This window comes from Pelomonas margarita, from assembly GCF_043555875.1.
In the GTDB taxonomy this organism is placed as follows: domain Bacteria; phylum Pseudomonadota; class Gammaproteobacteria; order Burkholderiales; family Burkholderiaceae_C; genus Pelomonas; species Pelomonas margarita.
Map to the genome: position 1 here is coordinate 134,337 of NZ_JBIGHW010000005.1, position 25,657 is coordinate 159,993.

The 25,657-nt window shown below is 67.6% G+C and carries 23 protein-coding genes and 1 other RNA gene; 19 read left to right on the forward strand and 5 right to left on the reverse strand.

The genetic code is table 11. The annotated features are described in order from the left end of the window. Positions 1–41 precede the first annotated feature (41 nt). The 9 genes from ACG0Z3_RS11450 to ACG0Z3_RS11485 all read left to right on the forward strand — a co-directional run bounded on the left by ACG0Z3_RS11450 (position 42) and on the right by ACG0Z3_RS11485 (position 6,012). Positions 42–1,229, forward strand: a complete 1,188-nt coding sequence (locus ACG0Z3_RS11450; protein WP_394397620.1) for an amino acid aminotransferase — start codon at positions 42–44, stop codon at positions 1,227–1,229. 128 nt (positions 1,230–1,357) lie between these two features. Next, positions 1,358–2,680 (forward strand): polyhydroxyalkanoate depolymerase, encoded by a 1,323-nt coding sequence (locus tag ACG0Z3_RS11455; protein ID WP_394397621.1) that lies wholly within the window; start codon positions 1,358–1,360, stop codon positions 2,678–2,680. Then, a complete protein-coding gene (gene rsxB, locus ACG0Z3_RS11460; RefSeq protein ID WP_394397622.1) occupies positions 2,677–3,321 on the forward strand; it encodes an electron transport complex subunit RsxB in 645 nt (214 codons plus the stop codon). The genes ACG0Z3_RS11455 and rsxB overlap by 4 nt, the downstream gene beginning before the upstream one ends. Before the next feature lie 21 nt (positions 3,322–3,342). After that, on the forward strand, positions 3,343–3,987 hold the full coding sequence (gene nth / locus ACG0Z3_RS11465) for an endonuclease III (RefSeq protein ID WP_394397623.1): 645 nt from the start codon (positions 3,343–3,345) through the stop codon (positions 3,985–3,987). Positions 3,988–4,001: 14 nt separating this feature from the next. Beyond that, complete coding sequence (locus tag ACG0Z3_RS11470; protein ID WP_268165868.1) at positions 4,002–4,214, forward strand: DUF904 domain-containing protein; 213 nt, start codon at positions 4,002–4,004, stop codon at positions 4,212–4,214. Further along, entirely contained in the window at positions 4,211–4,522 is a 312-nt protein-coding gene (locus ACG0Z3_RS11475) for a cell division protein ZapA (RefSeq protein WP_394397624.1), read from the forward strand. The genes ACG0Z3_RS11470 and ACG0Z3_RS11475 overlap by 4 nt, the downstream gene beginning before the upstream one ends. Before the next feature lie 17 nt (positions 4,523–4,539). After that, positions 4,540–4,720: non-coding RNA, 6S RNA (gene ssrS, locus ACG0Z3_RS23435), on the forward strand. A gap of 24 nt (positions 4,721–4,744) precedes the next feature. Beyond that, positions 4,745–5,203 carry an EVE domain-containing protein gene (locus ACG0Z3_RS11480; RefSeq protein WP_394397625.1) on the forward strand — a complete coding sequence of 153 codons (459 nt, stop codon included), beginning with the start codon at positions 4,745–4,747 and terminating at the stop codon, positions 5,201–5,203. After that, a complete protein-coding gene (locus tag ACG0Z3_RS11485; protein ID WP_394397626.1) occupies positions 5,200–6,012 on the forward strand; it encodes a sulfite exporter TauE/SafE family protein in 813 nt (270 codons plus the stop codon). The genes ACG0Z3_RS11480 and ACG0Z3_RS11485 overlap by 4 nt, the downstream gene beginning before the upstream one ends. Here the strand turns inward: ACG0Z3_RS11485 and ACG0Z3_RS11490 are convergent. Then, entirely contained in the window at positions 6,009–7,016 is a 1,008-nt protein-coding gene (locus ACG0Z3_RS11490; protein ID WP_394397627.1) for a GGDEF domain-containing protein, read from the reverse strand. The genes ACG0Z3_RS11485 and ACG0Z3_RS11490 overlap by 4 nt on opposite strands. Before the next feature lie 215 nt (positions 7,017–7,231). Between ACG0Z3_RS11490 and ACG0Z3_RS11495 the strand changes: the two genes are divergently transcribed. From ACG0Z3_RS11495 to ACG0Z3_RS11520, 6 genes are all read left to right on the forward strand, one after another. Further along, complete coding sequence (locus ACG0Z3_RS11495) at positions 7,232–8,446, forward strand: BaiN/RdsA family NAD(P)/FAD-dependent oxidoreductase (RefSeq protein WP_394397628.1); 1,215 nt, start codon at positions 7,232–7,234, stop codon at positions 8,444–8,446. Positions 8,447–8,611: 165 nt separating this feature from the next. Next, on the forward strand, positions 8,612–8,824 hold the full coding sequence (gene rpsU / locus ACG0Z3_RS11500; RefSeq protein WP_007833691.1) for a 30S ribosomal protein S21: 213 nt from the start codon (positions 8,612–8,614) through the stop codon (positions 8,822–8,824). Between the two features lie 102 nt (positions 8,825–8,926). Further along, a complete protein-coding gene (locus tag ACG0Z3_RS11505; protein ID WP_394397629.1) occupies positions 8,927–9,373 on the forward strand; it encodes a GatB/YqeY domain-containing protein in 447 nt (148 codons plus the stop codon). 9 nt (positions 9,374–9,382) lie between these two features. Further along, positions 9,383–9,727 carry a protein tyrosine phosphatase family protein gene (locus ACG0Z3_RS11510; RefSeq protein WP_394397630.1) on the forward strand — a complete coding sequence of 115 codons (345 nt, stop codon included), beginning with the start codon at positions 9,383–9,385 and terminating at the stop codon, positions 9,725–9,727. 99 nt (positions 9,728–9,826) lie between these two features. Continuing rightward, positions 9,827–10,435: a TRAP transporter small permease subunit gene (locus ACG0Z3_RS11515; protein WP_394397631.1), complete on the forward strand. Its 609-nt coding sequence runs from the start codon at positions 9,827–9,829 to the stop codon at positions 10,433–10,435. Further along, positions 10,435–11,997, forward strand: coding sequence for a TRAP transporter large permease (locus ACG0Z3_RS11520; RefSeq protein ID WP_394397787.1), 1,563 nt, complete (start codon positions 10,435–10,437; stop codon positions 11,995–11,997). Before ACG0Z3_RS11515 ends, ACG0Z3_RS11520 begins: the two co-directional genes overlap by 1 nt. A gap of 74 nt (positions 11,998–12,071) precedes the next feature. On the opposite strand, the gene malQ is transcribed toward ACG0Z3_RS11520, so the two are convergent. Genes malQ through ACG0Z3_RS11540 form a run of 4 tightly spaced genes read right to left on the reverse strand, consistent with a single transcriptional unit; the run spans position 12,072 to position 20,314 of the window. Then, the gene (gene malQ, locus ACG0Z3_RS11525; RefSeq protein ID WP_394397632.1) at positions 12,072–13,583 is read right to left on the reverse strand and encodes a 4-alpha-glucanotransferase; all 1,512 of its coding nucleotides are present in this window, start codon (positions 13,581–13,583) and stop codon (positions 12,072–12,074) included. After that, positions 13,580–15,655 carry a glycogen debranching protein GlgX gene (gene glgX / locus ACG0Z3_RS11530; RefSeq protein ID WP_394397633.1) on the reverse strand — a complete coding sequence of 692 codons (2,076 nt, stop codon included), beginning with the start codon at positions 15,653–15,655 and terminating at the stop codon, positions 13,580–13,582. Before glgX ends, malQ begins: the two co-directional genes overlap by 4 nt. A gap of 20 nt (positions 15,656–15,675) precedes the next feature. Further along, positions 15,676–17,853 (reverse strand): 1,4-alpha-glucan branching protein GlgB, encoded by a 2,178-nt coding sequence (gene glgB, locus ACG0Z3_RS11535; protein ID WP_394397634.1) that lies wholly within the window; start codon positions 17,851–17,853, stop codon positions 15,676–15,678. Between the two features lie 4 nt (positions 17,854–17,857). Then, positions 17,858–20,314, reverse strand: coding sequence for a glycogen/starch/alpha-glucan phosphorylase (locus tag ACG0Z3_RS11540; RefSeq protein WP_394397788.1), 2,457 nt, complete (start codon positions 20,312–20,314; stop codon positions 17,858–17,860). Positions 20,315–20,685: 371 nt separating this feature from the next. On the opposite strand from ACG0Z3_RS11540, the gene ACG0Z3_RS11545 reads away from it, so the two are divergent. The 4 genes from ACG0Z3_RS11545 (at position 20,686) to malG (ending at position 25,654) form a co-directional block, all read left to right on the forward strand. Next, positions 20,686–21,807 (forward strand): ABC transporter ATP-binding protein, encoded by a 1,122-nt coding sequence (locus tag ACG0Z3_RS11545; RefSeq protein WP_394397635.1) that lies wholly within the window; start codon positions 20,686–20,688, stop codon positions 21,805–21,807. Next, positions 21,804–22,979: a maltose/maltodextrin ABC transporter substrate-binding protein MalE gene (gene malE / locus ACG0Z3_RS11550; protein WP_394397636.1), complete on the forward strand. Its 1,176-nt coding sequence runs from the start codon at positions 21,804–21,806 to the stop codon at positions 22,977–22,979. Before ACG0Z3_RS11545 ends, malE begins: the two co-directional genes overlap by 4 nt. Next, the gene (gene malF / locus ACG0Z3_RS11555) at positions 22,976–24,565 is read left to right on the forward strand and encodes a maltose ABC transporter permease MalF (protein ID WP_394397637.1); all 1,590 of its coding nucleotides are present in this window, start codon (positions 22,976–22,978) and stop codon (positions 24,563–24,565) included. The genes malE and malF overlap by 4 nt, the downstream gene beginning before the upstream one ends. A gap of 198 nt (positions 24,566–24,763) precedes the next feature. Further along, entirely contained in the window at positions 24,764–25,654 is an 891-nt protein-coding gene (gene malG, locus ACG0Z3_RS11560) for a maltose ABC transporter permease MalG (protein WP_268165853.1), read from the forward strand. Positions 25,655–25,657: the final 3 nt, after the last annotated feature.

The following is a 25,657-nucleotide window of genomic DNA, read 5'->3' on the forward strand; positions in this document are numbered from 1 at the left end:
CACCCTCCCCCTGCTGCCAACGCCCCTTCAGGAATCTCGTCATGTCTTTGTTCGCCGACGTCGCCCTCGCCCCCCGTGACCCCATCCTGGGCCTGAACGAGCAATTCAACGCCGACACCCGCCCGGGCAAGGTCAACCTCGGCGTCGGCGTGTATTACGACGAGAACGGCAAGCTGCCGCTGCTGAAGTGCGTGCGCGAAGCCGAGGCCGCCATGGCCGCGGCGCCCAAGCCGCGCGGCTACCTGCCAATTGACGGCATCGCCGCCTACGACAAGGCCGTGCAGAAGCTGGTGTTCGGCAGCGAGCTGAAGAACGTCGCCACCGTGCAGGCCATCGGCGGCACCGGCGCGCTGAAGGTCGGCGCCGACTTCCTGAAGCAGCTCAACCCGACCGCCAAGGTGCTCATTTCCGACCCGAGCTGGGAGAACCACCGGGCGCTGTTCACGCAAGCCGGCTTCACCGTCGAGACCTACCCCTACTACGACGCGGCCAAGAAGGGTGTCAACTTTGACGGCATGCTGGCCGCGTTGAACGCCGCCCCCGCCGGCACCGTCGTCGTGCTGCACGCCTGCTGCCACAACCCGACCGGCTACGACATCACGGCCGAGCAGTGGGGCCAGGTCGTTGGCGCCGTCAAGGCCCGGGGTCTGACGCCCTTCCTGGACATGGCCTACCAAGGCTTCGGCTTCGGCCTGAAGGAAGACGGCGAGGCCGTGCGCCAGTTCATGGCAGCCGGCGTGGGCTTCTTCGTGTCCACCAGCTTCTCCAAGAGCTTTTCGCTGTACGGCGAGCGCTGTGGTGCGCTGAGCGTCGTCTGCAGCAGCGATGAGGAGGCGGTGCGCGTGCTGTCGCAGCTGAAGATCGCGATCCGCACCAACTACTCCAACCCGCCCACCCACGGTGCGCAGGTCGTGGCCGCCGTGCTGTCAGACGACAGGCTGCGCGCGATGTGGGAGGAAGAACTGGCTGGCATGCGCGTGCGCATCAAGGCCATGCGCTCGGCGCTGGTGGCCGCATTGAAGGCCGCCGGCGTCTCGCAAGACCTCTCCTTCGTCACCGAACAGCTGGGCATGTTCAGCTACTCCGGCTTGTCGGCCGAGCAGATGCAGCGTCTGCGCAGCGAATTCGGCGTCTACGGCGTGGACTCCGGCCGCATCTGCGTGGCCGCACTGAATGAGGGCAATCTGCCTGTCGTCGCGGCCGGCATGGCCGCCGTCATCAAGGGCTGACCGCCCCGCAACGCACCGTTGAAGTGCGAAGGATTGGCGGTTTGACCGCCAATCCATGTTGCAGCGCACAACGCTGCAAGCGTTTTCTGGCACCATCGGGTCATTCCTGACCCTTGCCAAGGCCGGCCATGCTGTATCAATTCTTCGAAACCCAGCGCGCCCTGCTGAGCCCGTTCTCCGAGTTTGCCGCCGCATCGGCCAAGCTCTACAGCCACCCGCTGTCGCCGTTCACGCACACGCCGATGGCGCAGCGCCTGTCGGCCGGGCTGGACCTGATGCACCGGCTGGCCAAGGACTACGAGAAACCCGAGTTCGACATCAAGACGGTGGAAGTCGACGGCGTCGACGTCGCCGTGCAGGAGCTGGTGGCCATCGAGAAGCCGTTCTGCCGCCTGCTGCGCTTCAAGCGCTACACCGACGACTCCGCGGTGCTGGCCAAGATGAAGGACCAGCCGACAGTGCTGGTCGTGGCGCCGCTGTCCGGCCACCACAGCACGCTGCTGCGCGAAACCGTCAAGCAGCTGCTGAAGGATCACAAGGTCTACATCACCGACTGGACCGACGCGCGCATGGTGCCGCTGGAAGTGGGGCCCTTTCACCTGGACGACTACATCCGCTACGTGCAGGAGTTCATCCGGCACGTCGGCGGCGCCGACTGCCACGTGATGTCCGTCTGCCAGCCCACGGTGCCCGTGCTGGCCGCCATCTCGCTGATGGCCTCCGCCGGCGAGGCCACGCCGCGCAGCATGACCATGATGGGCGGCCCCATCGATGCCCGCAAGAGCCCGACGGCCGTCAACAACCTGGCCATGAACCGCAGCTACAGCTGGTTCGAGAACAACGTCATCTACCGCGTGCCGACCAACTTCCCCGGCGCCGGCCGCGAGGTCTACCCGGGCTTCCTGCAGCACACCGGCTTTGTCGCGATGAACCCGGACCGCCACCTCTCTTCGCACTACGACTACTTCCTGGACTTGGTGCGCGGCGACGACGACAGCGCCGAGGCGCACCGCAAGTTCTACGACGAGTACAACGCCGTGCTGGACATGCCCGCCGAGTACTACCTGGACACGATCAAGACCGTGTTCCAGGACTTCGCGCTGGTCAACGGCACCTGGTTCGTCGATGGCCAGCAGGTGCGCCCGCAGGACATCCAAACAACTGCGCTGCTGACGGTCGAGGGCGAGCTGGACGACATCTCCGGCGCCGGCCAGACCCGCGCCGCACACGACCTGTGCGAAGGCGTGCCCAAGGTTCACCAGTTCCACTATGACGCCATCGGCGCCGGGCACTACGGCATCTTCTCGGGCCGGCGCTGGCGCGAGAAGGTCTACCCGCAGGTGCGCGACTTCATCGCCAAGTACGAAGCCTCCCCGCTGAAGCAGACGGCCAAGGCCACGCCGGTGAAGGCGGCGCCCAAGCCCGCCGCCAAGCGTACCCGCCGCGCGTGAGCCTCGCGGCTCTCATCGACGCCGCGCTGCCGCAGACCCAATGCACGCGCTGCGGCTACCCGGACTGCCGCCGCTACGCCGAGGCTGTCGCCGCCGGTGACGCCGGCATCAACCAGTGCCCGCCCGGCGGCGCCGAAGGCGTGGCCCGGCTGGCCGCTATCACCGGCCGCCCGGCTCTGCCGCTGAACCCGGCCCACGGCATCGAAGCCACGCGCGGCGTGGCCGTCATCGACGAGGCCTGGTGCATCGGCTGCACACTGTGCATCAAGGCCTGCCCGGCCGACTGCATCGTCGGCGCGCCCAAGGCCATGCACGTCGTCGTCACGGCGCAGTGCACTGGCTGCGAGCTGTGCGTGCCGGCCTGCCCGGTGGACTGCATCTCCATGCCCGAGGTGACCACGGCCACCGGCTGGGCGGCCTGGAGCCAGCCGCAGGCCGAAGAAGCCCGGGAACGCTACGTCTTCAAGCAGTTCCGACGCCACCGCGAGGCCGAGGAAAACGACGCCCGTTTGGCCGCCAAGGCCGAGGCCAAGCTGGCCGACCTGCCCGCCGCGTCACACATCACCGACCCCGCCCAGCTCGACCGCAAACGCGCCGTCATCGAAGCCGCTCTCGCCCGAGCCAGAGCCAAGCGAGGCTGAAGGCGGCTGACAATGCGCGGCATGAACGCCGCTCAAGTCGAACGCTTCTTCGCCACGCTGAAAGCCGTCAACCCGGCGCCGCAGACCGAGCTGGAGTTCTCCAGCGTCTTCGAGCTGCTGACGGCGGTGCTGCTGTCCGCGCAGGCCACCGACGTCGGCGTCAACAAGGCCACCAGGCGCCTGTTCGCCGTCGCCAACACGCCGGCACAGATCCTGGCGCTGGGTCAGGACGGCCTCGAGTCGCACATCAAGACCATCGGCCTGTACCGCAGCAAGGCCAAGCACCTGCTGCAGACCTGCCAAATCCTCATCGAGCAGCATGGCGGCGAGGTGCCGCGTTCGCGCGAGGCGCTGGAGGCGCTGCCCGGCGTCGGCCGCAAGACCGCCAACGTCGTCCTCAACGTCGCCTTCGGGGAGCCGACGATGGCAGTGGACACGCACATCTTCCGCGTCAGCAACCGCACGGGCCTCGCACCGGGCAAGACGCCGCTGGCCGTCGAGCTGGGCCTGCTGAAGCGCGCGCCCGCGGCCTATCTCGTCGACGCCCATCACTGGCTCATCCTGCACGGCCGCTACGTCTGTCAGGCGCGCAAGCCCATGTGCAACGTTTGCGCTGTCATCGACGAATGCGACCACGGTCGCCAACTAAAATCAGCGTCCGCCTGATCAGAAGCCCCTCCATGGCCAGCCTCACCGACCTGACCGACCGCGTTGAGCGCCTGCTCGTGCGCCACGACGAAATCCTGCGCACCAACCTGCTGCTGCAGGTGCAGCTCACCGCCATCACGCAGGAGCGCGACAGCCTGCGTTCGCGCCTGAGCGCCGCCCGCGCCCGCGTCGACGCGCTGCTGGAACGCCTACCCGCCGAGGCACCCAAGGAGGAGCAGCCATGAAGCAGATGGAAGTCACCATCATGGGCCAGAGCTACCTGTTGGGCTGCCCGCCCGGCGGCGAGGCCGCACTGACCGCGGCCGTCGCCCAGGTCGACCGCGAGATGAGCGCCATCCGCGACGCCGGCAAGGTCAAGGCTCGCGAGCGCATCGCCGTGCTGGCCGCGCTGAACCTCGCCTACCAGCTGGTCGAAGCGCCGCGCGAGACGACTGCGGCCGCTCCCTCCCAAACCCCGGACGAGCCGCCCGAGCTCGATGCCCTTATCAAACGCCTGGATGAAGCGCTCGGACACGACGGCCAGCTGCTCTGACCGCGTAAACTCCACCCCGTCCACTGCTTTCCTCTGGGGCTTTAATTTCCTTCATCCGATGCTCTATGAGCAAGGGCTTGGAATATGCCGGATGGGCGTGAGCGTCTCGCGTCAGATGAACCCGAAGTCCGGATGACCTGGCCCACCTGATTACCCCTGGGTGTTCAGGATCTCGGCCCCCAGGATGGCGGTGGACACCTTTTCCTCCCCTAGCATCGGCCCATGAACTACTGGCTGATGAAGTCCGAGCCCGACGAGGCGTCCATCGAAGACCTCCAGCGTGCGGGCACCCTGCCCTGGACCGGCGTGCGCAACTACCAGGCCCGCAACTTCATGCGCGATGACATGCGCATCGGTGACGGCGTTCTGTTCTATCACTCATCCTGCGCCGAGCCGGGCATTGCCGGCCTCGCGGAGGTCTGCAGCGCACCCTACCCGGACGCCACGCAGTTCGACCCGGCCAGCCCCTACTTCGACCCCAAGTCCAAGCCCGAGGCGCCACGCTGGGTGCATGTGGACGTGCGCTGGCGCGAGACGACCCGACTGCTGAGCCTGAAGGCCATGCGCGAGGCGCCCGAACTGGCCGGCATGGGTGTGCTGCAGCGCGGCAGTCGGCTGTCTATCACCCCCGTCACGCCGGCCGAATGGCAGGCCGTGCTGACCAGGCTGCATCAGGCATGACGCTCACCCTCGCCGTTGAACTGCTGGCCCTGGGGCTGAGCGCCGGGTTCCTGGCCGGCCTGCTGGGCATCGGCGGCGGCATGCTGATGGTGCCGTTCCTGACCTTCATCCTGGATCAGCGCGGCGTGGAGCCCGGGCTGGCTGTCAAGATGGCCATCGCCACGTCCATGGCCACGATCATGTTCACGTCACTGTCCAGCGTGCGAGCACACCACCGTCGCGGTGCCGTGCGCTGGGACCTCGTCAGGGGGCTGGCCCCCGGCATCCTGGCCGGCGGGCTGCTCGCGGGCGCCGGGCTCTTCAGCCTGCTCAAGGGCGCCTGGCTGGCCCTGCTGTTCGCGCTGTTCGTCAGCTTCTCCGGCTGGCAGATGCTGCGCAACAAGCGCCCGGCGCCCAGCCGGCAAATGCCCGGCCCTGCCGGCCAGTTCACGGCTGGCAGCGGCATCGGCCTGCTGTCCGGCCTGGTGGGCGCCGGCGGCGGCTTCGCCAGCGTGCCTTTCATGGTCTGGTGCAATGTACCGGTGCATGCAGCCGTGGCGACCAGCGCGGCACTGGGCTTCCCGATCGCGCTGGCCAACACGGCCGGCTATGTCGTCGGCGGCTGGGGCCAGCCGCCGGCACTGCCCGGCGCTGCGGGCTACCTCTACCTGCCGGCGCTGGCACTCATTGCTGCCGCCAGCGTGACCATGGCCCCGCTCGGCGCCCGCGTGGCGCATGCGATGGACGTGGCCCAATTGAAGAAGGCCTTCGCCACGCTGCTGTTCGCGCTGGCGGCCTACATGCTCTACAAGGGACTGAGCGGGCTTTAGCCGAACGCGATGGAGGCCAGCACGACCTGGTTGCCGCCACGGCGCTGGGCCTCGTGTACGGCGTTCTCGCTGGCCGTCATCAGCTCATCCTGCCGCGACGCGGTGTGCGGAAAGCTGGACACGCCCATGGAGATCGACAGACCCAGGTCCTGCCCGTTGAGCACGACGATCTGCGCCGCGCACTGACGGCGCAGTTGCTCCATGCGGGCATGCGCCGTCGCCAGGCCCACGCCGGAAAGCAGCACCGCGAAGCGCTGGGGCCCGATGCGGCAGGCCGAGTCCATCGCCCGCGTGTTGGCTCGCAGCATGCGGCCAATACCTTCAAGCAGGCGCTGCTGGGCTTCGTCACCCAGTTGCGTGACGGCCGGCGATGCGTCCAGCGCGATGACCACCAGCGCGAACTCACGGTGCTCGCGGGAGGACAGGTCGATCTCGCGCAGCAGTTGATCGTCGAACTGCGCGCGCAGGTAGAGGCCCGACACATCGTCGCGCCCAGAACCGAGCTGCAACTCGCGGCGAATCTGCTCGATGGCACCTTGCTGCTGCTCGATCTGCGTCAGCGCGCGCTGCAGCTGCGTCTCGCGATGCCGCTCTTCGGTGCGCTCCTGCCAGACCGCCAGCAGGAAGTCCGACCCCAGCGCCAGTCGCGTGACGCTGAACTCGCGCCGACGCGCATTGATCTCGAGCTTGTGCTCGGACACGACCGGGTGCCGCTGCGCCATGACCGTCTGCTCGACGCGGCGCAGCGCGCCAATCTCGTCGGGCCGGAGCAACTCGGCGTCGTTGCGCCCCACGACCTCCTCACGCTCCAACATCTGGCCGAAGCCGGCGCTGGCGAACACATAGCGCCCGCTGGAGACCAGCTTGATGGCCGCCTGGCAGCCCAGGGGCTCGATGAGCGCCACCAGGCCCGCCAGCGTATCGCCGCCCAGTTCGGGATGCTCGGCCAGCCAGGCAGACAGGCCGCCCAGCTGCGTCGCGGAGGAGTCGGCGATCGTGTTCATGAACTCGTGGTGATTCGATCGTGTGCCGCTGGTGGGGGCCAGGGCGGGCGCTGATGTCGAGGCACTGTAGTGGGCGGGCTGCGCAGCCGGCAAGGCCGCGCCATCCCGCGATCCGGGCCTCCCCCCCTAAGAAGCCTGGCGCGTCAGTTGGGAGGCATCGTAGCGAGTTTCAATCCCCCGCCCCGCGAGAATGCATCCCTATTCGAGGGAGGTTTATGCAGGCATTTGATGTCGTCGTGGTGGGGGCTGGCGCCGCCGGGCTGTTCTGTGCGGGGCGCGCGGGACAGCGTGGCCTGCGCGTGCTGCTGATCGACCATGCCCCCAAGCTGGCTGAAAAAATCCGAATCTCCGGCGGCGGTCGTTGCAATTTCACCAATCGTGATGTGACGCCGGCCAACTTCCTGTCCGAGAACCCGGCCTTCTGCCGCTCCGCGCTGGCCCGGTTCACCGCGCAGGACTTCATCAAACTCGTCCAGCAGCACGGCATCGCCTTCCACGAAAAGCACAAGGGCCAGCTGTTCTGCGACGACTCCAGCGAACTGATCATCCAGATGCTGCTGCGCGAGTGCGAGGCTGGCGGGGTCACGCGCTGGCAGCCCTGCACCGTCGCCGATGTGCGCCCGGTGGCCGAGGGCTTCGAGCTGGACACGGCACACGGCCCCGTGCAAGCACGCCGCGTGGTGGTGGCCACAGGCGGCCTGCCCGTGCCCAAGATCGGCGCCAGCGATTGGGGTCTGCGCCTGGCCAAGCGCCTGGGCCATGCCATCGTCGAGCCCCGTCCTGCCCTGGTGCCGCTGACCTTCGATGCCGATGCCTGGGCGCCGTTTGCCGCGCTGGCCGGGCTGTCGCTGCCGGTGGAGGTCAGTGTCGGCAGTGGCAAGGCGCGCGCGCGCTTCCTGGAGGATCTGCTGTTCACCCATCGAGGCTTGAGCGGCCCGGCCATCCTGCAGATCTCCAGCTATCGCACGGCGGAGCAGCCGCTGCAAATCAACCTGGCACCCGAGCTTCGACTGGACACCGAGCTCGTGCAGGCCAAGGCGAGCTCGCGCCGGCAGCTCGGCAACGAGTTCGGCGCGCGGCTGCCGCAGCGCCTGGCCGCCGCCTGGCTGGAGCGGGCCGCGCTGGATGCCGCGCGGCCGCTGCCGGAATGCCGCGACGCCGACCTGCAGCGCCTGGGGCGCAGCGTGCACGAGTGGCAGCTCATGCCCAGTGGTGATGAGGGCTGGCGCAAGGCCGAGGTCATGCGCGGCGGCGTCAGCACCCGGGACCTGAGCTCGCAGACCCTGGAAAGCCGTCACGTGCCGGGCCTGCATTTCATCGGCGAGGTGGTGGACGTGACCGGCTGGCTCGGGGGCTACAACTTCCAGTGGGCCTGGTCCAGCGCCGCAGCCTGCGCTGAGGCCCTGGTAGCCGGCTGCGCCGCAAACTGAGGGAATCTTGGCAGACCCTTGATTTCCCGGCTACAATCCTCGGCTTTGCTAGCAAACCCGCGCGTCGATTCGCTGCACTTCTCGAAGAAGACCAAGAGAAGCAGTAATCCGGAACCTGCTGCTGAAACTTAGCCGCGAACACCGAGCGCATTCTGAAGGAAATACATGACCACCATCCGCGTCAAGGAAAACGAGCCGTTCGACGTCGCACTGCGTCGCTTCAAGCGCACCATCGAAAAGCTGGGCCTGCTGACGGACCTGCGCGCCCGCGAGTTCTACGAAAAGCCCACCGCTGAGCGCAAGCGCAAGAAGGCCGCGGCTGTCAAGCGCCACTACAAGCGCGTGCGCAGCATGCAGCTGCCCAAGAAGCTGTACTGATATAGCCTCCTGACGCGACCCGGAACCTCGCGTTCCGGTGAACTCCAGAACCCGCCACAGGACGCTGTTGCGGGTTTTTGTCTTTTTGAACCGGAATCCCCCATGAGCCTCAAAGACCGCATCACCGAAGACATGAAGGCCGCGATGCGCGCCAAGGACAGCGACCGGCTGCTGACCATCCGTGGCCTGCTGGCTGCCGTGAAGCAAAAGGAAGTGGACGAGCGCATCGTCGTGGACGACACTGGCCTCGTGGCCATCGTCGACAAGCTGATCAAGCAGCGCAAGGACTCCATCAGCCAGTTCGCCGCGGCCGGCCGTGACGACCTCGTCGCCAAGGAAAGCGCCGAGCTCGCCGTGCTGCAGGTCTATCTGCCGGAGCGCCTGTCCGCCGAGGCCGTCGCCGAGAAGGTGGCGGCCATCGTGGCCGAGCTGGGCGCCAGCGGCCCGGGCGACATGGGCAAGGTCATGGCCGCCGCCAAGGCTGCGCTGGGGAATTCCGCCGAGATGAGCACCGTCTCCGCCGCCGTCAAGGCCGCGCTGGCCAAGTAAGGAGCTGCCATGAGCCTGCCGCTGCAAGCGATCGCCCCCGACATCTGCGCCGCGCCGCAACTGACGCCTGACGCCATGGCCGAAGCCGCGGCCATGGGTTTCAAGAGCGTGGTGAACAACCGGCCAGATTTCGAGCATGGACCGGACCAGCCGACCTCGGCCGAGATCCAGGCCGCAGCGCGGGCCGCCGGCCTGCAGTACCGCCACCTGCCGGTGGCCGGTGGCTACCAGTCGCCCGAGGAGATCGCCGCCATGGCCGAGCTGCTGGCGGAGCTGCCGCGGCCGCTGCTGATGTTCTGCCGCTCGGGCGCGCGTTCGGCACGCCTGTTCATGCAGGCGCAGCAACTGGGCTGAAGCCCGTCGGGGCTTTCCCTGAACGACAGCTGCCGTCAGCTGTTGCACGCACAACGGTCGCTACATTGGCGGCCGTTTTGCATTTCACACCCTTGCTCCATGAACGCCCTGCTCAGCCTGGCGCGGCGCATCGACCGCCTGAACGATCGCTTTGGCAGCCTGGCCGCCTGGGCCGTGCTGCTGTCTTGCGTCATCAGCGCCGCCAATGCCGTCGTCCGCTACACGCTGGACTACTCGTCCAACGCCTTCCTCGAAATCCAGTGGTATCTATTTGCCACCTGCGTGATGCTGGGCGCTGCTCAGGTGCTGCGGCTCAATGAACATGTGCGGGTGGACCTGGCCTACAGCCGCCTGAGTGGCCGGGCCAAGGTGGGCGTGGACCTGTTCGGCCTGATCGTGTTCCTGTTGCCGGTGATCGGCTACATGACCTGGCTGTCCTGGCAGCTGTTCATCGTCAAGCTGAGCACCGGCATGACGCCGACCGACTCGGTCGCGAGCCTCGGCTTCGTGGGCTACTGGGTCAAGCTGCTGACATCGGGCGAGGTGTCCAGCAATGCCGGCGGCCTGATCCGCTGGCCTGCCATGCTGATGCTGCCGCTGGGCTTCGCGCTGCTCGCGCTGCAAGGCGTCAGTGAGGTGATCAAGCGCGCGGCCTGGCTGGCGCACAAGCTGGAAATGGACATGCACTACGAGAGGCCGCTGCAATGATGGCGATGGAGAGCTTCCCGCCGCTGATGTTCGCGGGGCTGATCGTGGTGCTGCTGATCGGCTTCCCGGTCGCGTTCTCGCTGGCCGCACTGGGGCTGGCCTGCGGCTTCTTCGCCGTGAGCCAGGGATGGTTCCCGCCGGAGTTCATGAGCGCGCTGCCGCAGAACGTGTTCGGCATCCTGTCCAACGACCTGCTGCTGGCCATCCCGTTCTTCACGCTGATGGGCGCGCTGCTGGAGAAATGCGGCTTGGCCGAGGACATGCTCGATGCCATGGGCCAACTGTTCGGCCCGGTGCGCGGCGGCCTGGGCTACTCGGTGATCATCGTCGGCTTCATCCTGGGCGCCATCACGGGCACGGTGGCGGGCCAGGTCATCGCGATGGCCATGATCTCGCTGCCGGTCATGATGCGCTACGGCTACAACATGCGCTACGCCACCGGCGTGCTCGCGGCCTCGGGCACGATCACGCAGCTGGTGCCCCCCTCGCTGGTGCTGGTGGTGCTGGCCGACCAGTTGGGCCGGCCGGTGGGCGACATGTACAAGGGCGCCTGGGGCCCGGCCATTCTGCAGGTGCTGATCTTTGCGCTCTACACCTTCCTGCTGAGCCGCATCAAGCCGGACCACGTGCCCGGCGTGCCCAAGGAGGCCCGCACGCTGCAAGGCTGGGCGCTGTGGCGCAAGTGCCTGCGCGGCATCATCCCGTCGGCCGTGCTGATCTTCGCCGTGCTGGGCTCCATGGGCGGGCTGCCGGGCATCAACACTGCCATTTGCACGCCCACCGAGGCCGGCGCGATGGGCGCGGTGGGTGCCTTCATCCTGGCCGCCATGCACCGCCGGCTGAACTGGCCGCTGGTCAAGGAAGCCATGATCGGCACCATGCGCATCACCGCCATGGTGGTGTTCATCCTGATCGGCTCGCGCACCTTCTCGCTGGTGTTTCAGGGCGTCGAAGGCGGCCACTGGATCGAGAACCTGCTCAGCGACCTGCCCGGCGGCCAGATCGGCTTCCTGATCGCGGTCAACCTGTTCATCTTCTTCCTGGCCTTCTTCCTGGACTTCTTCGAGATCGCCTTCATCATCCTGCCGCTGCTAGCGCCAGTGGCCGAGAAGATGGGCATCGATCTCGTCTGGTTCGGGGTGATGCTGTGCGTGAACATGCAAACCAGCTTCATGCACCCGCCGTTCGGCTTCGCGCTGTTCTACCTACGCGGCATCTCCGACACGCTGTTCAAGAACGGCGCCCTGCCCCGCAAGGTGCTGTCCAAGGACATCTACCTGGGCTCCATCCCCTGGGTAGTGATGCAGCTGGTGCTGGTAGCCATCGTCATCTTCTTCCCGCAGACGGTGACGGCCTTCCTGGACAAGGAGAAGGCGGTGGACCTGAACCAGGCCTCCGAGCTGCTGCAGCAGATGGGCGGCCAGGAAAAGCCGGCCGAGGACCTCAGCGCCGACGACGCCAGCAAGCTGTTCGCGCCCGAGGCGCCTGCGTCAGAGGCCAGCGCCCCGGCCGACGACGGCGACGCGGTGCGGCGTGCGCTGGAAGAAGCGGCGCGCAAGTAGGCGCCACCAAGCACAACGGGCGCTTCAGGCGCCCGTTGCTTATTGCTGCCGCTCAGGTGGCGGCGGTCAGGCGATCAGCTCGGCAGCTTCAGCAGCTCGAACGGCCCACGGCCGGCCGCGGCGGTGATGAGGCCCAGCACGCGGGTCGGCTCCGCGCCGACCCAGTCCCAGCGGAAGCGCCAACCCCAGTTGCCACCCAGCACGCCGGGCACGTTCATGCGGTGGGCGCTGTCCAGCCCCAGCACGTCCTGCAGCGGGTAGACGGCCATGTTGGCCACGGAGTTGGCGCAGGCGCGGATCATGGCCCAGTGCACGTCGTGCTCGCCGCAGGCCAGGTAGGAGCCGGCGAACGCCCGCTCGCGCGGCTTGGCCTGGTTCCACCAGCCGCGCACGGTGTCGTTGTCGTGCGTGCCGGTGTAGGCCACCGAGGTGGTGGGCCACATGTGCGGAAGGAACTCGTGGTCACCCTCGGCGCCGAAGCCGAACTGCAGGATCTTCATGCCTGGGAAGCCGCAGCCGTCGCGCAGCGCGTGCACGTCGTCGGTGATGAAGCCCAGGTCCTCGGCCACGATGGGCAGCGGGCCCAGCGCCTTCCTGATGGCGTCGAACAGCGCCATGCCCGGGCCGGTCTTCCACTCGCCGCGGGTGGCGTCGGGGCTGTCGCCGGGGATCTCGTAGTAGCCGGCAAAGCCGCGGAAGTGGTCGATGCGGAACACGTCGGCCTGAGACAGCGCACGTTGAATACGCGCCGTCCACCAGGCGTAGTTCTCTTCGGCCATCTTGTCCCAGCGGTACAGCGGGTTACCCCAGCGCTGGCCCAACGGGCCCAGGTCGTCGGGCGGGCAGCCGGCGACGACGGTAGTCTGGAAGTGCTCGTCGAGGTAGTACAGGTCAGGGCGCGACCAGCAGTCGGCGCTGTCGTGCGCGACGAAGATGGGCAGGTCGCCCATGATGTGCACGCCGCGCGCGTTGGCGTAGCTTTTGAGCGCGCCGATCTGCACGTCGAACTGCCACTGGACGAACCGCCAGAAGGCGATCTCGTCGGCGTAGTCCTTGCGGGCCTGGGCCAGCGCGGCGGGGTCGCGGCGCTTCAGGCCTTCGCTCCATGTCCACCAGGGCTGGCCATTCAGCGGCGAGCGGATGGCCATGAAGAGCACGTAGTCGTCCAGCCAGCTCTGCGCCTGCAGACACCATTTGGCGAAGGCGATGCGGTCGGCGTCCAGCGCGCTGGCGAAGAAGCCCTTGGCCGCAGCGCGCAGTTGCTGCTCGCGCCAGGGCGTCACCTCGCCGTAGTTGATCAGCTCGCCGTTGAAGGCCGGCACGCTCGGCGACTTCAGCCAGCCCTTGGCGATCAGCGGCTCCAGCGCCACCATCCACTGGCTGCCCGCGAAGGCGGACACGCCCTGGTAGGGGCTGTCACCGGGGCCGATGGGCGTCGTCGGCAGCAGCTGCCACACGCGCTGGCCGGCGGCCTGCAGCCAATCGACGAAGCGATAGGCATCGGGGCCGAAGTCACCCATGCCGTGCGGGCCGGGCAGCGAGGTGATGTGCAGCAGCACACCGGAGGAGCGTTGGTTGAGATTCATTGGTGTCTCAATACAAGGAGCGAACGGGCCGGCACGTTCAGCGGCTGGCCGGGGAGGACAAGAGGCGCGGCCGATTCGCCGCTGCTGTCGAGCACCAGTTGCCACGGCCCGTTGCAGAGCAGGAAGGGCAGCGGCGCCGGGTCGGGGTTGAAGACGATCATCAGCCGCGGTGCGCCGACACCGGCCTCGCGAAGCTGGGCGCCGAAGGCGCGCTGGCCAGCGTCATGCCAGTCGTTGGGCGTCATCTCGTGGCCGCTGGGGGCGTACCAGGCGATGCTGGCCTCGCCCGAGCCGGCGGCGAACCAACGCGGGTGGCGCAGCAGTGGCTCCTGCGCGCGCAGCGCCAGCAGTTGCGACACCAGCTCGGTCAGCCAGCCGTCGGCGTGATCCCAGTTCAGCCAGGTCGTCGGGTTGTCCTGGCAGTAGGCGTTGTTGTTGCCGCCCTGGCTGTTGGCGATCTCGTCACCGGCGCACAACATGGGCGTGCCCTGCGCCAGCAGCAGCGTGGCCAGCAGCGCGCGGCGCACGCGGTCGCGGGTGGCGTTGATGGCCGCATCCTCGGTCGGCCCCTCCGCGCCGAAGCTGGCGCACAGCTCGCCGTCGCGGCCGTCGCGGTTGTCCTCGCCGTTGGCATGGTTGTGCTTGGCGCTGAAGCTAGTCAGGTCGGCCAGCGTGAAGCCGTCGTGCACGGCGATGAAGTTGACTGAGGCCGTGGGCTGGCGCTGGCCGTGATGGAACACGTCGCTGGACGCCATGAAGCGCCGCGCGAACTCGCCGCGCCCGACGCCGGGGCCCGCCTTGAGCCAGTAGCCGCGCACCGCGTCGCGGAACTTGTCATTCCACTCCAGGAAGCGGCCGGGGAAGCGCCCGACCTGGTAACCGTCGTAGGCCGCATCCCAGGGCTCGGCGATAAGGTGCACGCCGGCCAGCACCGGGTCCTGGCGCAGCGCGGTGAAGAAGGCCGCGTTCGGGTCGAAGCCGTGCGAGCTGCGCCCCAGCACGGGCGCGAGGTCGAAGCGGAAGCCGTCCACACCCAAATCGGCCACCCAGTAGCGCAGCGAGTCCAGCACGAACTGCGTCACACGCGGATGCGAGGCGTGCAACGTGTTGCCGCAGCCGGTCAGGTTCTCGTAGCGGCTCCAGTCGCCGCCGACAAGCCGGTAGTAGCTCTTGTTGTCCAGGCCACGCAGCGACAGCGTGGGGCCGAACTCGTTGCCCTCGGGCGTGTGGTTGTAGACGACGTCCAGCACCACCTCCAGCCCGGCCTCATGCAACGCAGCCACCATCTGGCGGAACTCCGCCGTCACGGCCGTGGGGTCGTCGCGATGCGAGGCTTGCGCCCAGCGCGGGTCGGGGCAGAAGAAGCCCAGCGTGTTGTAGCCCCAGTAGTTGTGCAGGCCACGCTCCGCGAGATGGGGCTCGTCGATGCAGTACTGCACCGGCAGCAGCGACAGCGTCGTCACGCCCAGCCGCCTGAAGTGCGCGATGGACGCCGGATGCGCCATGCCTGCGTAGGTGCCGCGCAGTTCTTCCGGCACGCCCGGCAGCAGCTTGGAGAAGCCCTTGACGTGTACCTCGTACAGCACGGCGTCGGCAGCCGCCACACGCGGGCGGCGAAGCGCGCACGGCACGGGCGGCGGCGCCACGCGGGCCTTGAGCGCCTGCGTGGCGTTGTCCCGCGTGTCGAAGGAGCGCGGCCCGTCCGGATGGCCCAGTTCGTAGCCATGGTGCTCAGCCCGCCAGCCGAAGTGGCCGACGATCTCGCGCGCCTGCGGGTCCAGCAGCAGCTTGTGCGGGTTGAAGCGGTGACCTTGCTCCGGCGCGTAGGGGCCGTGCGCACGCAGCCCATAGACAAGTCCGGGGCCGACGCCGGGCAGGAAGCCATGCCACACGCCGTCGTGCGGACCGTGCAGCGCGTAGCGGCGCAACTCGCGCTGGCCCTCGGCGTCGAACACGCACAGCTCGATGCAGGTGGCGTTCTCGCTGAAGACGGCGAAGTTCACGCCGCCGTCGCGGGCCAGCGAGCCCAGCGGCTCGTGCCAGCCGGGTTGGAGGTCGGGCAAGTGCGCCATGCGTTACTGCTGCAAGGTGACTAGATGGGGATGAAGAAGACAGTCGCCAGCGGGGGCAGATTGATCGTGATGGACAGTCGCTTCCCATGCGCCGGCTGCGCCTGCACCGGCAAGCCGGCCGCCGCAACGCCATTGCCCATGTTGCTGCCGCCGTAGTAGGCGGAGTCGGTGTTCAGCGCTTCCTTCCAGGCCGTCACGCCATCGGGCACGCCCAGCGAGTAGCCCTCGCGCGGCACCGGCGTCATGTTGCAGACGACGAGCACCATGCGGCCCGTGCCGTCGCGGCGCACCCAGGCATAGATGGAATGCTCAGCGTCGTGCGCGCTGATCCACTCGAAGCCGCCGGCCTCGCAGTCCAGCCGGTGCAGCGCGGAGTGCTCGCGGTAGAGCTTGTTGAGGTCGCGCACCAGGCGCTGCACGCCGGCGTGGCGGTCGTCCTCCAGCAGCCCCCATGGCAGGCTCTCGGCATGGTTCCACTCGTTGCGCTGGGCGAACTCCTGGCCCATGAACAACAGCTTCTTGCCCGGGTGGCCCCACATGAAGCCGTAGTAGGCCCGCAGATTGGCGAACTTCTGCCAGTCGTCGCCCGGCATCTTGGCGAGCATGGAGCCCTTGCCGTGCACGACCTCGTCGTGCGAGATGGGCAGCATGAAGTTCTCGCTGAACGCGTAGATCAGCCCGAAGGTCATCTTGTCGTGATGCCAGCGGCGGTTGATCGGGTCCTCGGCCATGTAGCGCAAGGTGTCGTTCATCCAGCCCATGTTCCACTTGTAGTGAAAGCCCAGACCGCCCGCGTACGTGGGAGCCGACACACCGGGGAAGCTGGTGCTCTCCTCGGCCACGGTGATGGCGCCTTCCACCTCGCCGACGTGTTCGTTCATCTCGCGCAGCAGCGAGATGGCTTCCAGGTTCTCGCGGCCGCCACGGATGTTGGGAATCCATTCGCCGGCCGGGCGCGAGTAGTCGCGGTATAGCATGCTGGCCACAGCATCCACACGCAGGCCGTCCACGCCCCAGCGCTCGATCCAATAGGTAGCGCTGCCGACCAGGAACTCGCGCACCTCGGTGCGGGCGAAGTTGTAGATCAGCGTGTTCCAGTCGCGGTGGAAGCCTTCCTTGGGGTCGGCGTATTCATAGAGCCGCGTGCCGTCGAACTCGGCCAGGCCATGCGCATCGGCCGGGAAGTGGGCCGGCACCCAGTCCAGCAGCAGGCCCATGCCCTGCTCATGCACGGCCTTCACAAAACGCGCAAAGCCCTCGGGCGGGCCGAAGCGGGCGCTCGGCGCGTACATGCCCAGCGTCTGATAGCCCCAGGAGCCGTCGAACGGGTGCTCGCTGATGGGCATGAGCTGCACATGCGTGAAGCCCAGGTCGGCCGCATAAGCCGGTAGGTGCTCGGCAAGTTCGTCCCAGGTGGGGAACTCGCCCGACACGCCCCGCCGCCACGAGGCCGCATGCACCTCGTAGACGCTGATGGGCGCCTGACGCTGGTTGGCGCGTTCGCGCTGGCGCGGCAGCGGCGTGGGTTCGGGCAGCGGCGCGACGATGCTGGCGGTGTCCGGCCGCAGCTGGGCGCGGCGCGCATAGGGGTCAGCCTTCAGCGGCAGCAGGGCTCCGTTGCCGTTCACGATCTCGAACTTGTAGAGGTCGCCCTCGGCCGCGTGCGGCACGAAGATCTCCCATACGCCGGCCTGGTGGCGCAGGCGCATGGGGTGGCGGCGCCCGTCCCAGTTGTTGAAGTTGCCGACCACGCTGACGCGCCGCGCATTCGGCGCCCAGGTCGCGAAGCGCACGCCACTCACGTCGCCATGCGTGACAAGGTGGGCGCCCAGGCTCTGCCAGGGGCGGAAGTTGCGCCCCTCGGCAAACGCCGCCAGCTCCTCGTCGCCGAGCTGCGGGTAGAAGTTGTAGGGGTCGGCGTAAACGCCCTCCCCGCCCCCCGCCCAGCGCACGGCCAGCCGGTAGTCGAAGCGGTGCTTGCGGCGCGGCACCTGGGCTTCAAAGAAGCCGCCGCGGCGTTGCGTCAGATCGACGATGTGCTTCTTGCTGCCGGAATCCAGCAGCGCCACGTCGGACGCGCCGGGCAACAGCACCCGCACCCACAGCCGACCACTGTCATCCGCGTGAAGACCCAGCCGACTGAAAGGGTCGGCATGGCGGCCTGCCAGGAGGGCGTCGAGGTCGGCTTCGGTGAGCATCGGATCAGTTCAGAGATTTGACGGACCAGACACGGTCCACGTACTCGGCGATCGTGCGATCGGACGAGAACGGGCCCATGCCGGCGATGTTGCGCAGCGCACGCTCAGCCCAGGCGGCACGGTCGGCGAACAACGCATCGACCTTGGCCTGGGTGGCGACGTAGTCAGCGAAATCGGCCATCAGCAGGTAGACGTCGCGGTGCAACAGGCTGTCCACCAGGGCGCGGTAGCGCTCGGTATCGCCGTTGCTGAAGACGCCCGCAGAGATGGCATCGATGACTCGCTTCAGCTGCCGATTCTCTTCGACGTACAGGCGCGGGTCGTAGCCCAGCTGCTTGATCTTGGCGACCGCATCCGCACGCAGGCCGAACACGAACATGTTCTCCACGCCCATGGCCTCGGCCATCTCAATGTTGGCTCCGTCCCAGGTGCCGATCGTGACCGCGCCGTTCATGCCGAACTTCATGTTGCCGGTGCCCGAGGCCTCGGTGCCGGCGGTCGAGATCTGCTCCGACAGGTCGGCCGCCGGGATGATGCTTTCGGCCAGCGTGACGCTGTAGTTGGGCAGGAACACGAGCTTGAGCTTGTCGCCCACGCGCGGGTCGCTGTTGATGACGCGGGCCACATCGTGCGCCAGGCGCACGATGCTCTTGGCCATCTGGTAGGCCGACGCCGCCTTGCCCGCAATGATGACCGTGCGAGGCACCCAGTTCGCGTCCGGGTTGTCGCGAATCGCCTGGTAGCGGCTGATGACGTGCAGCAGGTTCAGCAGCTGGCGCTTGTACTCGTGGATGCGCTTGATCTGGATGTCGAACAGGCTGTCCACGTTGACCGAGATGCCGAGTTCGCGGCGGATCAGCGCGGCCAAACGCTCCTTGTTGGCGCGCTTGACGGCCAGGAACTCCTCACCCAGCCCACGGTTGGCGGCCAGGGCACCGAGCTCGCCCAACTGCGCCAGGTTCTTGCGCCAGCCCTCGCCGATGCGGCTGTCCAGCAGGCTGGACAGCGCCGGATTGGCCTGCTGCAGCCAGCGCCGCGGCGTGACGCCGTTGGTGACGTTGTGGAAGCGCTCGGGCCAGATGCGGGCGTAGTCGGCAAAGATGGTCTGCACCATCAGTTCCGAGTGCAGTGCCGCCACGCCGTTGACGCGGTGCGAGGCCACCAGCGCGAGGGACGCCATGCGCACGCGGCGCTCGCCGTGGCCGTGACCGCCCTCGTCGATGAGGGACACGCGGGCCGCCAGCGCATGGTCGCCCGGGAAGCGCTGCTGCAGCTCTTCCAGGAAGCGATGGTTGATCTCGTAAATGATCTCGAGGTGGCGCGGCAGCAGCTGCTCGAACATGCGCACAGGCCAGGTCTCCAACGCCTCGGGCATCAGCGTGTGGTTGGTGTAGGCCACCGCCTGGCGCGTGATCTTCCAGGCGTCGTCCCAGCCCAGGCCATGCTCGTCCAGCAGCAGGCGCATCAGCTCGGCCGGCGCCAGCGCGGGGTGCGTGTCGTTCAGGTGGATGGCGTTGGTCTTGCCGAGGTTGTGCAGCGAGCCGAACTCGCGCAGGTGGCGCGCGATGAGATCCTGCAGCGACGCGCTGACGAGGAAGGCCTCCTGCTTCAGGCGCAGCTCGCGGCCGGCCTCGGTGGAGTCGTCGGGGTACAGCACCCAGTTCAGCGCGTCGGCCAGCACCTGGTGGCGCGCTGCGCGGGCGTAGTCGCCCTCGCAGAAGGGCTTGAACGCGATCGGCGCGGCCGTGGCCTGCCACTGGCGCAGCGTGGAGACACGGTCGCTGTGGTGGGCGGGCACGACGAAGTCGAAGGCCTGCGCCTCGATCTCGTCGGCCGGCAGCCAACGGCGCACGCCGGAGGCATCGACCTCCACACGGCCACCAAAGCCGACGTGGAAGCGCACGTCGTGGCGCGGCAGCTCCCAAGCGGGCGCGTCGCGCGTCCAGTCATCGGGCTGTTCCTGCTGGCGGCCCTGCTGGATGACCTGCGCGAAGGTGCCGTAGCGGTAGCGCAGGCCGTAGCCAAAGGACGGCAGTTCGAGCTCTGCGAACGAGTCCAGGAAGCACGCGGCCAGGCGACCCAGGCCACCGTTGCCCAGCGCGGCATCAGGCTCGCGCTCCAGCACGTCGCCCAGCGTCGTGCCTTGCGCGGCCAGCTTGGCCTGCAGCGGGTCGACGAGCTTGAGCGCGGCCAGCGCGTTGGACAGCGCGCGGCCCATCAGGAATTCCATCGACAGGTAGTGCACGCGGCGCACCGGCGCCTTCTCGCCGCGCTGCGCGTCCTCGGCCTGGGTGCTGGCCCAGCGGCGCGCCAGCGTCTCACGGCAGGCCACGGCCGCCGCATGCAGCGCCGCCTGCGGCGTAGGGCCATGACTGGATTGGGACAGCTCGCGCTCGTAGGCAGTCTCGAACGCGGCATGCAGCGCCTGGTCTTCGGCGGTCAGAGGGGTCGGCTTCTTCATCGCGGGGGAGGCCTTGGTGCTGGACGTGCGCGCCACGGCGGACGCGGCGCTCTTGGTGGTTGGGGTGTTCATCAGTGCCAGCCCCCGGCGACGGGGGCAAGAATGCTACTCGACCGGCAGCGTTGACCGAAGTATCGGCCAGTCACGGCAAGTTGTGTAGTTTGACTACATCGGGAAAACCCGATAAGCATCGCAACACATTGATTTTCCTTGTTTTCTGAAGCATTCACAAAGAAAACTCCTGTTGTTGCCACCCGTCTCGGAATGTATATTGTCTACAAAGACGGCCAAACACGTGAAATTTGAGCCCAATTCTGCGAGACAAGCGGGCCCACGCCAAGCGCCGGCGCCCGTTGATTGAAAGGTAAGAAGTGGCAGACGTTCGACTGACCGGTGTGGAGAAGGCTTATGGCGACATCCACATCCTTCACGGCATCGACCTGGAGATCCGCGACGGCGAGTTCATGGTGTTCGTCGGGCCCTCGGGCTGCGGTAAGAGCACGCTGCTGCGCTCCATCGCCGGGCTGGAAGAGATCACCGGCGGGACGCTGAGCATCGGGGGCCGCGTCGTCAACGACGTGCCGCCGGCCGAGCGTGGCATCGCCATGGTGTTCCAGAGCTATGCGCTCTACCCGCACATGAACCTGTTCGACAACATGGCGTTCGGGTTGAAGCTGGCCAAGGTGCCCAAGGCGGAGATCGAGACGGCTGTTCAGAATGCCGCCAAGATCCTGCACATCGAGCACCTGCTGGACCGCAAGCCCAAGGATCTCTCCGGCGGTCAGCGCCAGCGCGTCGCCATCGGCCGCGCCATCGTGCGCAAGCCCGAGGTCTTCCTGTTCGACGAGCCGCTGTCCAATCTCGACGCGGCGCTGCGCGTGCGCATGCGCTACGAGTTCGCCAAGCTGCACGAGGACCTCAAGACCACGATGATCTACGTGACGCACGACCAGGTGGAGGCCATGACGCTGGCCGACCGCATCGTCGTGCTGTCAGCCGGCAAGGTGGAGCAAGTCGGCTCGCCACTGGAGCTGTATGAGCACCCGCGCAACCTGTTCGTGGCTGGCTTCATCGGCAGTCCCAAGATGAACTTCGTCGCCGGCGAGCTGGTGGCCGTGACACCGGGCCAGGTGAGCGTAAAGCTGGCAGGCAGCGGCGTGGTGCTGCGCGCACTTGTAGATGCGGCTGACAGCCGGGTGGGTGACGCCGTGACGGTGGGCGTGCGCCCCGAGCACATCCGACAGGGCGGGCCCGACAACCTGCTGCAAAGCACCGTAGCCTTCGTCGAGTCGCTAGGCGGCCTGACCTTCGCCTACTGCCCCTACCCGGGCCTGGAGGAGCCGCTGACCTGCCAGTTTGAGGGCCGCAACGGCGCCGACCGGCTGCGCAGCGGCCAGGCGCTGGACCTGCACCTGCCGGCCGAGGCGCTGTATGTCTTCAACGCGCAAGGCCTGGCCCTGCGCCGGCTTGCCGCACCGGAGCTTGCATCGTGAGGCTGGCCGCTGTCTGCATGGCGGCCCTGCTGGCCGCCGGGTCGGCCGTGGCGAAGTCGCCGCAGCTGCTGGTCTGGATCAACAGCGACAAGGCCTACAACGGCCTGCAGAAGGTCGGCGACGCCTTCGAGAAGGTGTCGGGTGTCAAGGTCGTCGTGGAGCACCCGGTGGATCCCACCGACAAGTTCCAGCAGGCAGCCGGCGCCGGCAAGGGGCCGGACATCTTCTGCTGGCCGCACGACCGCGTCGGCGAGTGGGCCAAGGCCGGCCTGCTGACGCCGCTGCGACCGTCCGCGCGCCTGAAGGCCGAGTCCGAGTCGCAGGCCTGGGACGCGCTCAGCTACCGCGGCCGCATCTGGGGCTATCCGCTGGCCATCGAGACGACCGGGCTCATCTACAACAAGGCGCTGGTGAAGACCCCGCCGCAGACCTGGGACGAGGTCATCGCGCTGGACCGCCAACTGCAACGCCAAGGCAAGCGCGCCATCCTCTGGCACTACAACAAGAGCTTCTTCACCTGGCCCCTGCTGGCCGGCGCGGGTGGCGAGATCTTCGGGCGCAACGCGCAGGGTGATTTCGACGCCGGCAAGGTCGGCGTCAACACCGACGGCGCCCTGCGCGCCGCGCAGGTGCTGGACCGCCTGATCCGCGACGGCCACATGCCCAAGGGCGCCAACTACGCGGAGATGGAATCCGGCTTCGCGCGCGGCGAGGTGGCAATGATGATCTCCGGCCCCTGGGCCTGGGACAACGCGCGACGGGCCAAGATCGACTTCGGCGTGGCCGGCATCCCAGCCGTCGTGCCCGGCCAGCCGAGCAAGAGCTTCGTCGGCGTGCTGGGCTGCATGATCGCCGCGCCCAGCAAGCACAAGGACCTGGCCAAGGAGTTCATCGAGAACCATCTGATGCGCCCCGAGGCGCTGAAGGTGCTGGATGCCGACGTACCCATCGGCGTGCCGGCCAACAAGGCTTTCTATGCCGAGCTGTCGGTCAACCCGCTGATCGCGGCCAGCATGGTCAACGCGCGCAACGGCGCGCCCATTCCCAACATCCCCGAGGTGGGCCGCTTCTGGACCGCGATGGACGCGGCACTGGAGGCCATCACCAACGGCCTGCAATCACCGAAGGACGCGCTCGACGGCGCGGCCGCCCGGATGCTGCTGAACAAATGAACGCGACCTCCTCTCCCCTCGGGCAGGGCAGCTACACGACGCTGCCGCCCAGCGTCGGCGAGCGGCTGCTCCGGGCGCTGTACTGGCCGGCCGCCGTCGTGCTGATGCTGGGTGCGCTGTACCTCGTCTTCGGCATCTACACGTCCGGCCAGGCCGCCTGGGCCACCGGGCTGCTGGTGCTGTTCACGGCCGGCTTCTACGTCTACCTCAGCCGTGGCGGCTTTGCGTGGCGCTATCTGTTCCCCGGCATGGCCGGCATGCTGGTGTTCATCGCCTTCCCGCTGCTGTACACGGCGCAGATCGGCTTCACCAACTACTCCAGCACTCACCTGCTCGGCGAGAGCCGGGTGCGCGAATACCTGCTGGAGCAGCGCGACGCCATCGAGCCCCAGGTGCTGGGCTACAGCCTGCATGCCGAAGGCGCCGAGTTCCGCCTGGCGCTGCAAGCCGACGACGAGACCGCGCCGCGCTGGCTGTCGCCGCCGCTGGCGCTGCGCAGCGGCAAGCCGCTGAAGGTGGAACTTGCCCCTCCCACCACGGGCTTCATGCTGCAGCCGCCGCTGGCGCTGGCCGACCTCGTGAAGCACCGCGACGCGCTGGCGCAGCTGGTGCTGGTGCTGCCCGACAAAACCGAGCTGCACTACCTGGGCCTGCGCGAGTTCGGCCCCGTCAAGCCGCAATGGACGGCGGCCGACGACGGCAGCCTGACGCGCACGGCCGACGGCGTCGTCTTCAGCCCCAACCGCGACACCGGCTTCTTCGAATCGCGCAAACCGGACGGAACGGTCGAAACCCTGCAGCCTGGCTTCAAGGCCTTCATCGGCACGGCCAACTACAGCCGCATGCTGTTCGACGCCGAGTTCCGTGGCCCCTTCCTGTCCATCTTCACGTGGACGGTGGTGTTCTCGGCGCTGACCGTCGTGTTCGCCACGGCCATCGGCATGCTGTTCGCCGTGATGCTGAACTGGGAGGGAATGAAGTACCGCACCACCTACCGCACGCTGCTGTTCCTGCCGTACGCGGTGCCGGGCTTCATCTCCATCCTCGTCTTCAAGGGCCTGTTCAACCAGAACTTCGGCGAGATCAACGCCATCCTGGACGCGCTGTTCGGCGTCAAGCCCGCCTGGTTCGCCGACCCGCTGCTGGCCAAGACCATGCTGCTGATCGTCAACGTGTGGCTGGGCTACCCCTACGTGATGATCCTGTGCTCGGGCCTGCTGAAGGCGATTCCCGCCGACCTGTACGAGGCGTCGGCGCTGGCCGGCGCGTCGCCAGCGACCAACTTCTTCAAGATCACGGCGCCACTCATCATCAAGCCGCTGGCGCCGCTGCTGGTGAGCGCGTTCGCGTTCAACTTCAACAACTTCGTGCTGATTGCGCTGCTGACCGACGGCCGGCCGGACTTCCTGTCCACCAAGCTGCCGGCGGGCCAGACCGACATCCTCGTCAGCTACACCTACCGCATCGCATTCAAGGACTCGGGCTCCGACTTCGGTCTGGCGGCAGCGATCTCGACGCTGATCTTCTTCCTGGTCGCGGCGCTGTCGTTGATCAATCTTCGGTTGTCTGCGAAGGCGCAGCGATGAAGGACTTCGCTTGCAAGGGTGGAGCCGGATCAGGCCGGGTGCTGGCACTGATTTCGGCGAGCAAGACCGGTGTCGCCGGTTGGCGAGTGCGGTGGCCGAGGGACGCAGGTAAAGGAGGAGCCCGCGCAGCGGGCGGGGGACACGGAGTCCCTCGGTCACCGCGCTCGCCAACCCACACGGATCCGGAGTATTGAAGACATGGCCATCGTCCTCGGCAAACAAGCCCGCTGGCGCACCTTCGCCGCCCACGCGGTGATGTGGGTGTTCATCGCCATCACCCTGTTCCCGCTGCTGGCGGTCGTCTCGATCTCGCTGCGGCCCGGCAACTTCGCCACCGGCAGCCTGATCCCGACCGAAATCAGCCTGGAGCACTGGAAGCTCGCGCTTGGCATCCCCTACCAGGCCGCCGACGGCAGCCTCGTGCAGCCGCCCTTCCCGGTGCTGACCTGGCTGTGGAACTCCATCAAGATCGCCACCGCGTCGGCCTTTCTCATCGTCGCCATCTCCACAACCGCGGCCTACGCCTTCGCGCGGCTCAAGTTCAGCTTCAGCAAGCCCGTGCTCAACGGCATGTTGCTGCTGCAGATGTTCCCGCCGGTGCTGGCGCTGGTGGCCATCTTCGCGATCTTCGAGACCATCGGCACCTACATCCCGGCACTCGGCGTCGAGACGCATGCCGGCCTGGTGCTGGCCTATCTTGGCGGCATCGCCACGCATGTGTGGACCATCAAGGGCTACTTCGAGACCATCCCGGTGGAGATCGAGGAGAACGCCAAGGTCGACGGCGCCACGCACTGGCAGGCCTTCTCGCGCGTGCTGCTGCCCATGGCCGTGCCCATCCTGATGGTGGTGTTCGTGCTGGCCTTCATCGGCACCATCATCGAGTACCCCGTGGCCAGCATCCTGCTGCGCGAGGAAAGCAACCTCACCCTCGCGGTCGGCTCCAAGTACTTCCTGCATGACCAGCGCTTCCTGTGGGGCGACTTCGCCGCCGCGGCGGTGCTCTCCGGCCTGCCGATCACGGCGGTCTTCCTGCTCGCCCAGCGCTGGATCGTCTCCGGCCTGACTGCTGGCGGCGTCAAGGGCTAATCA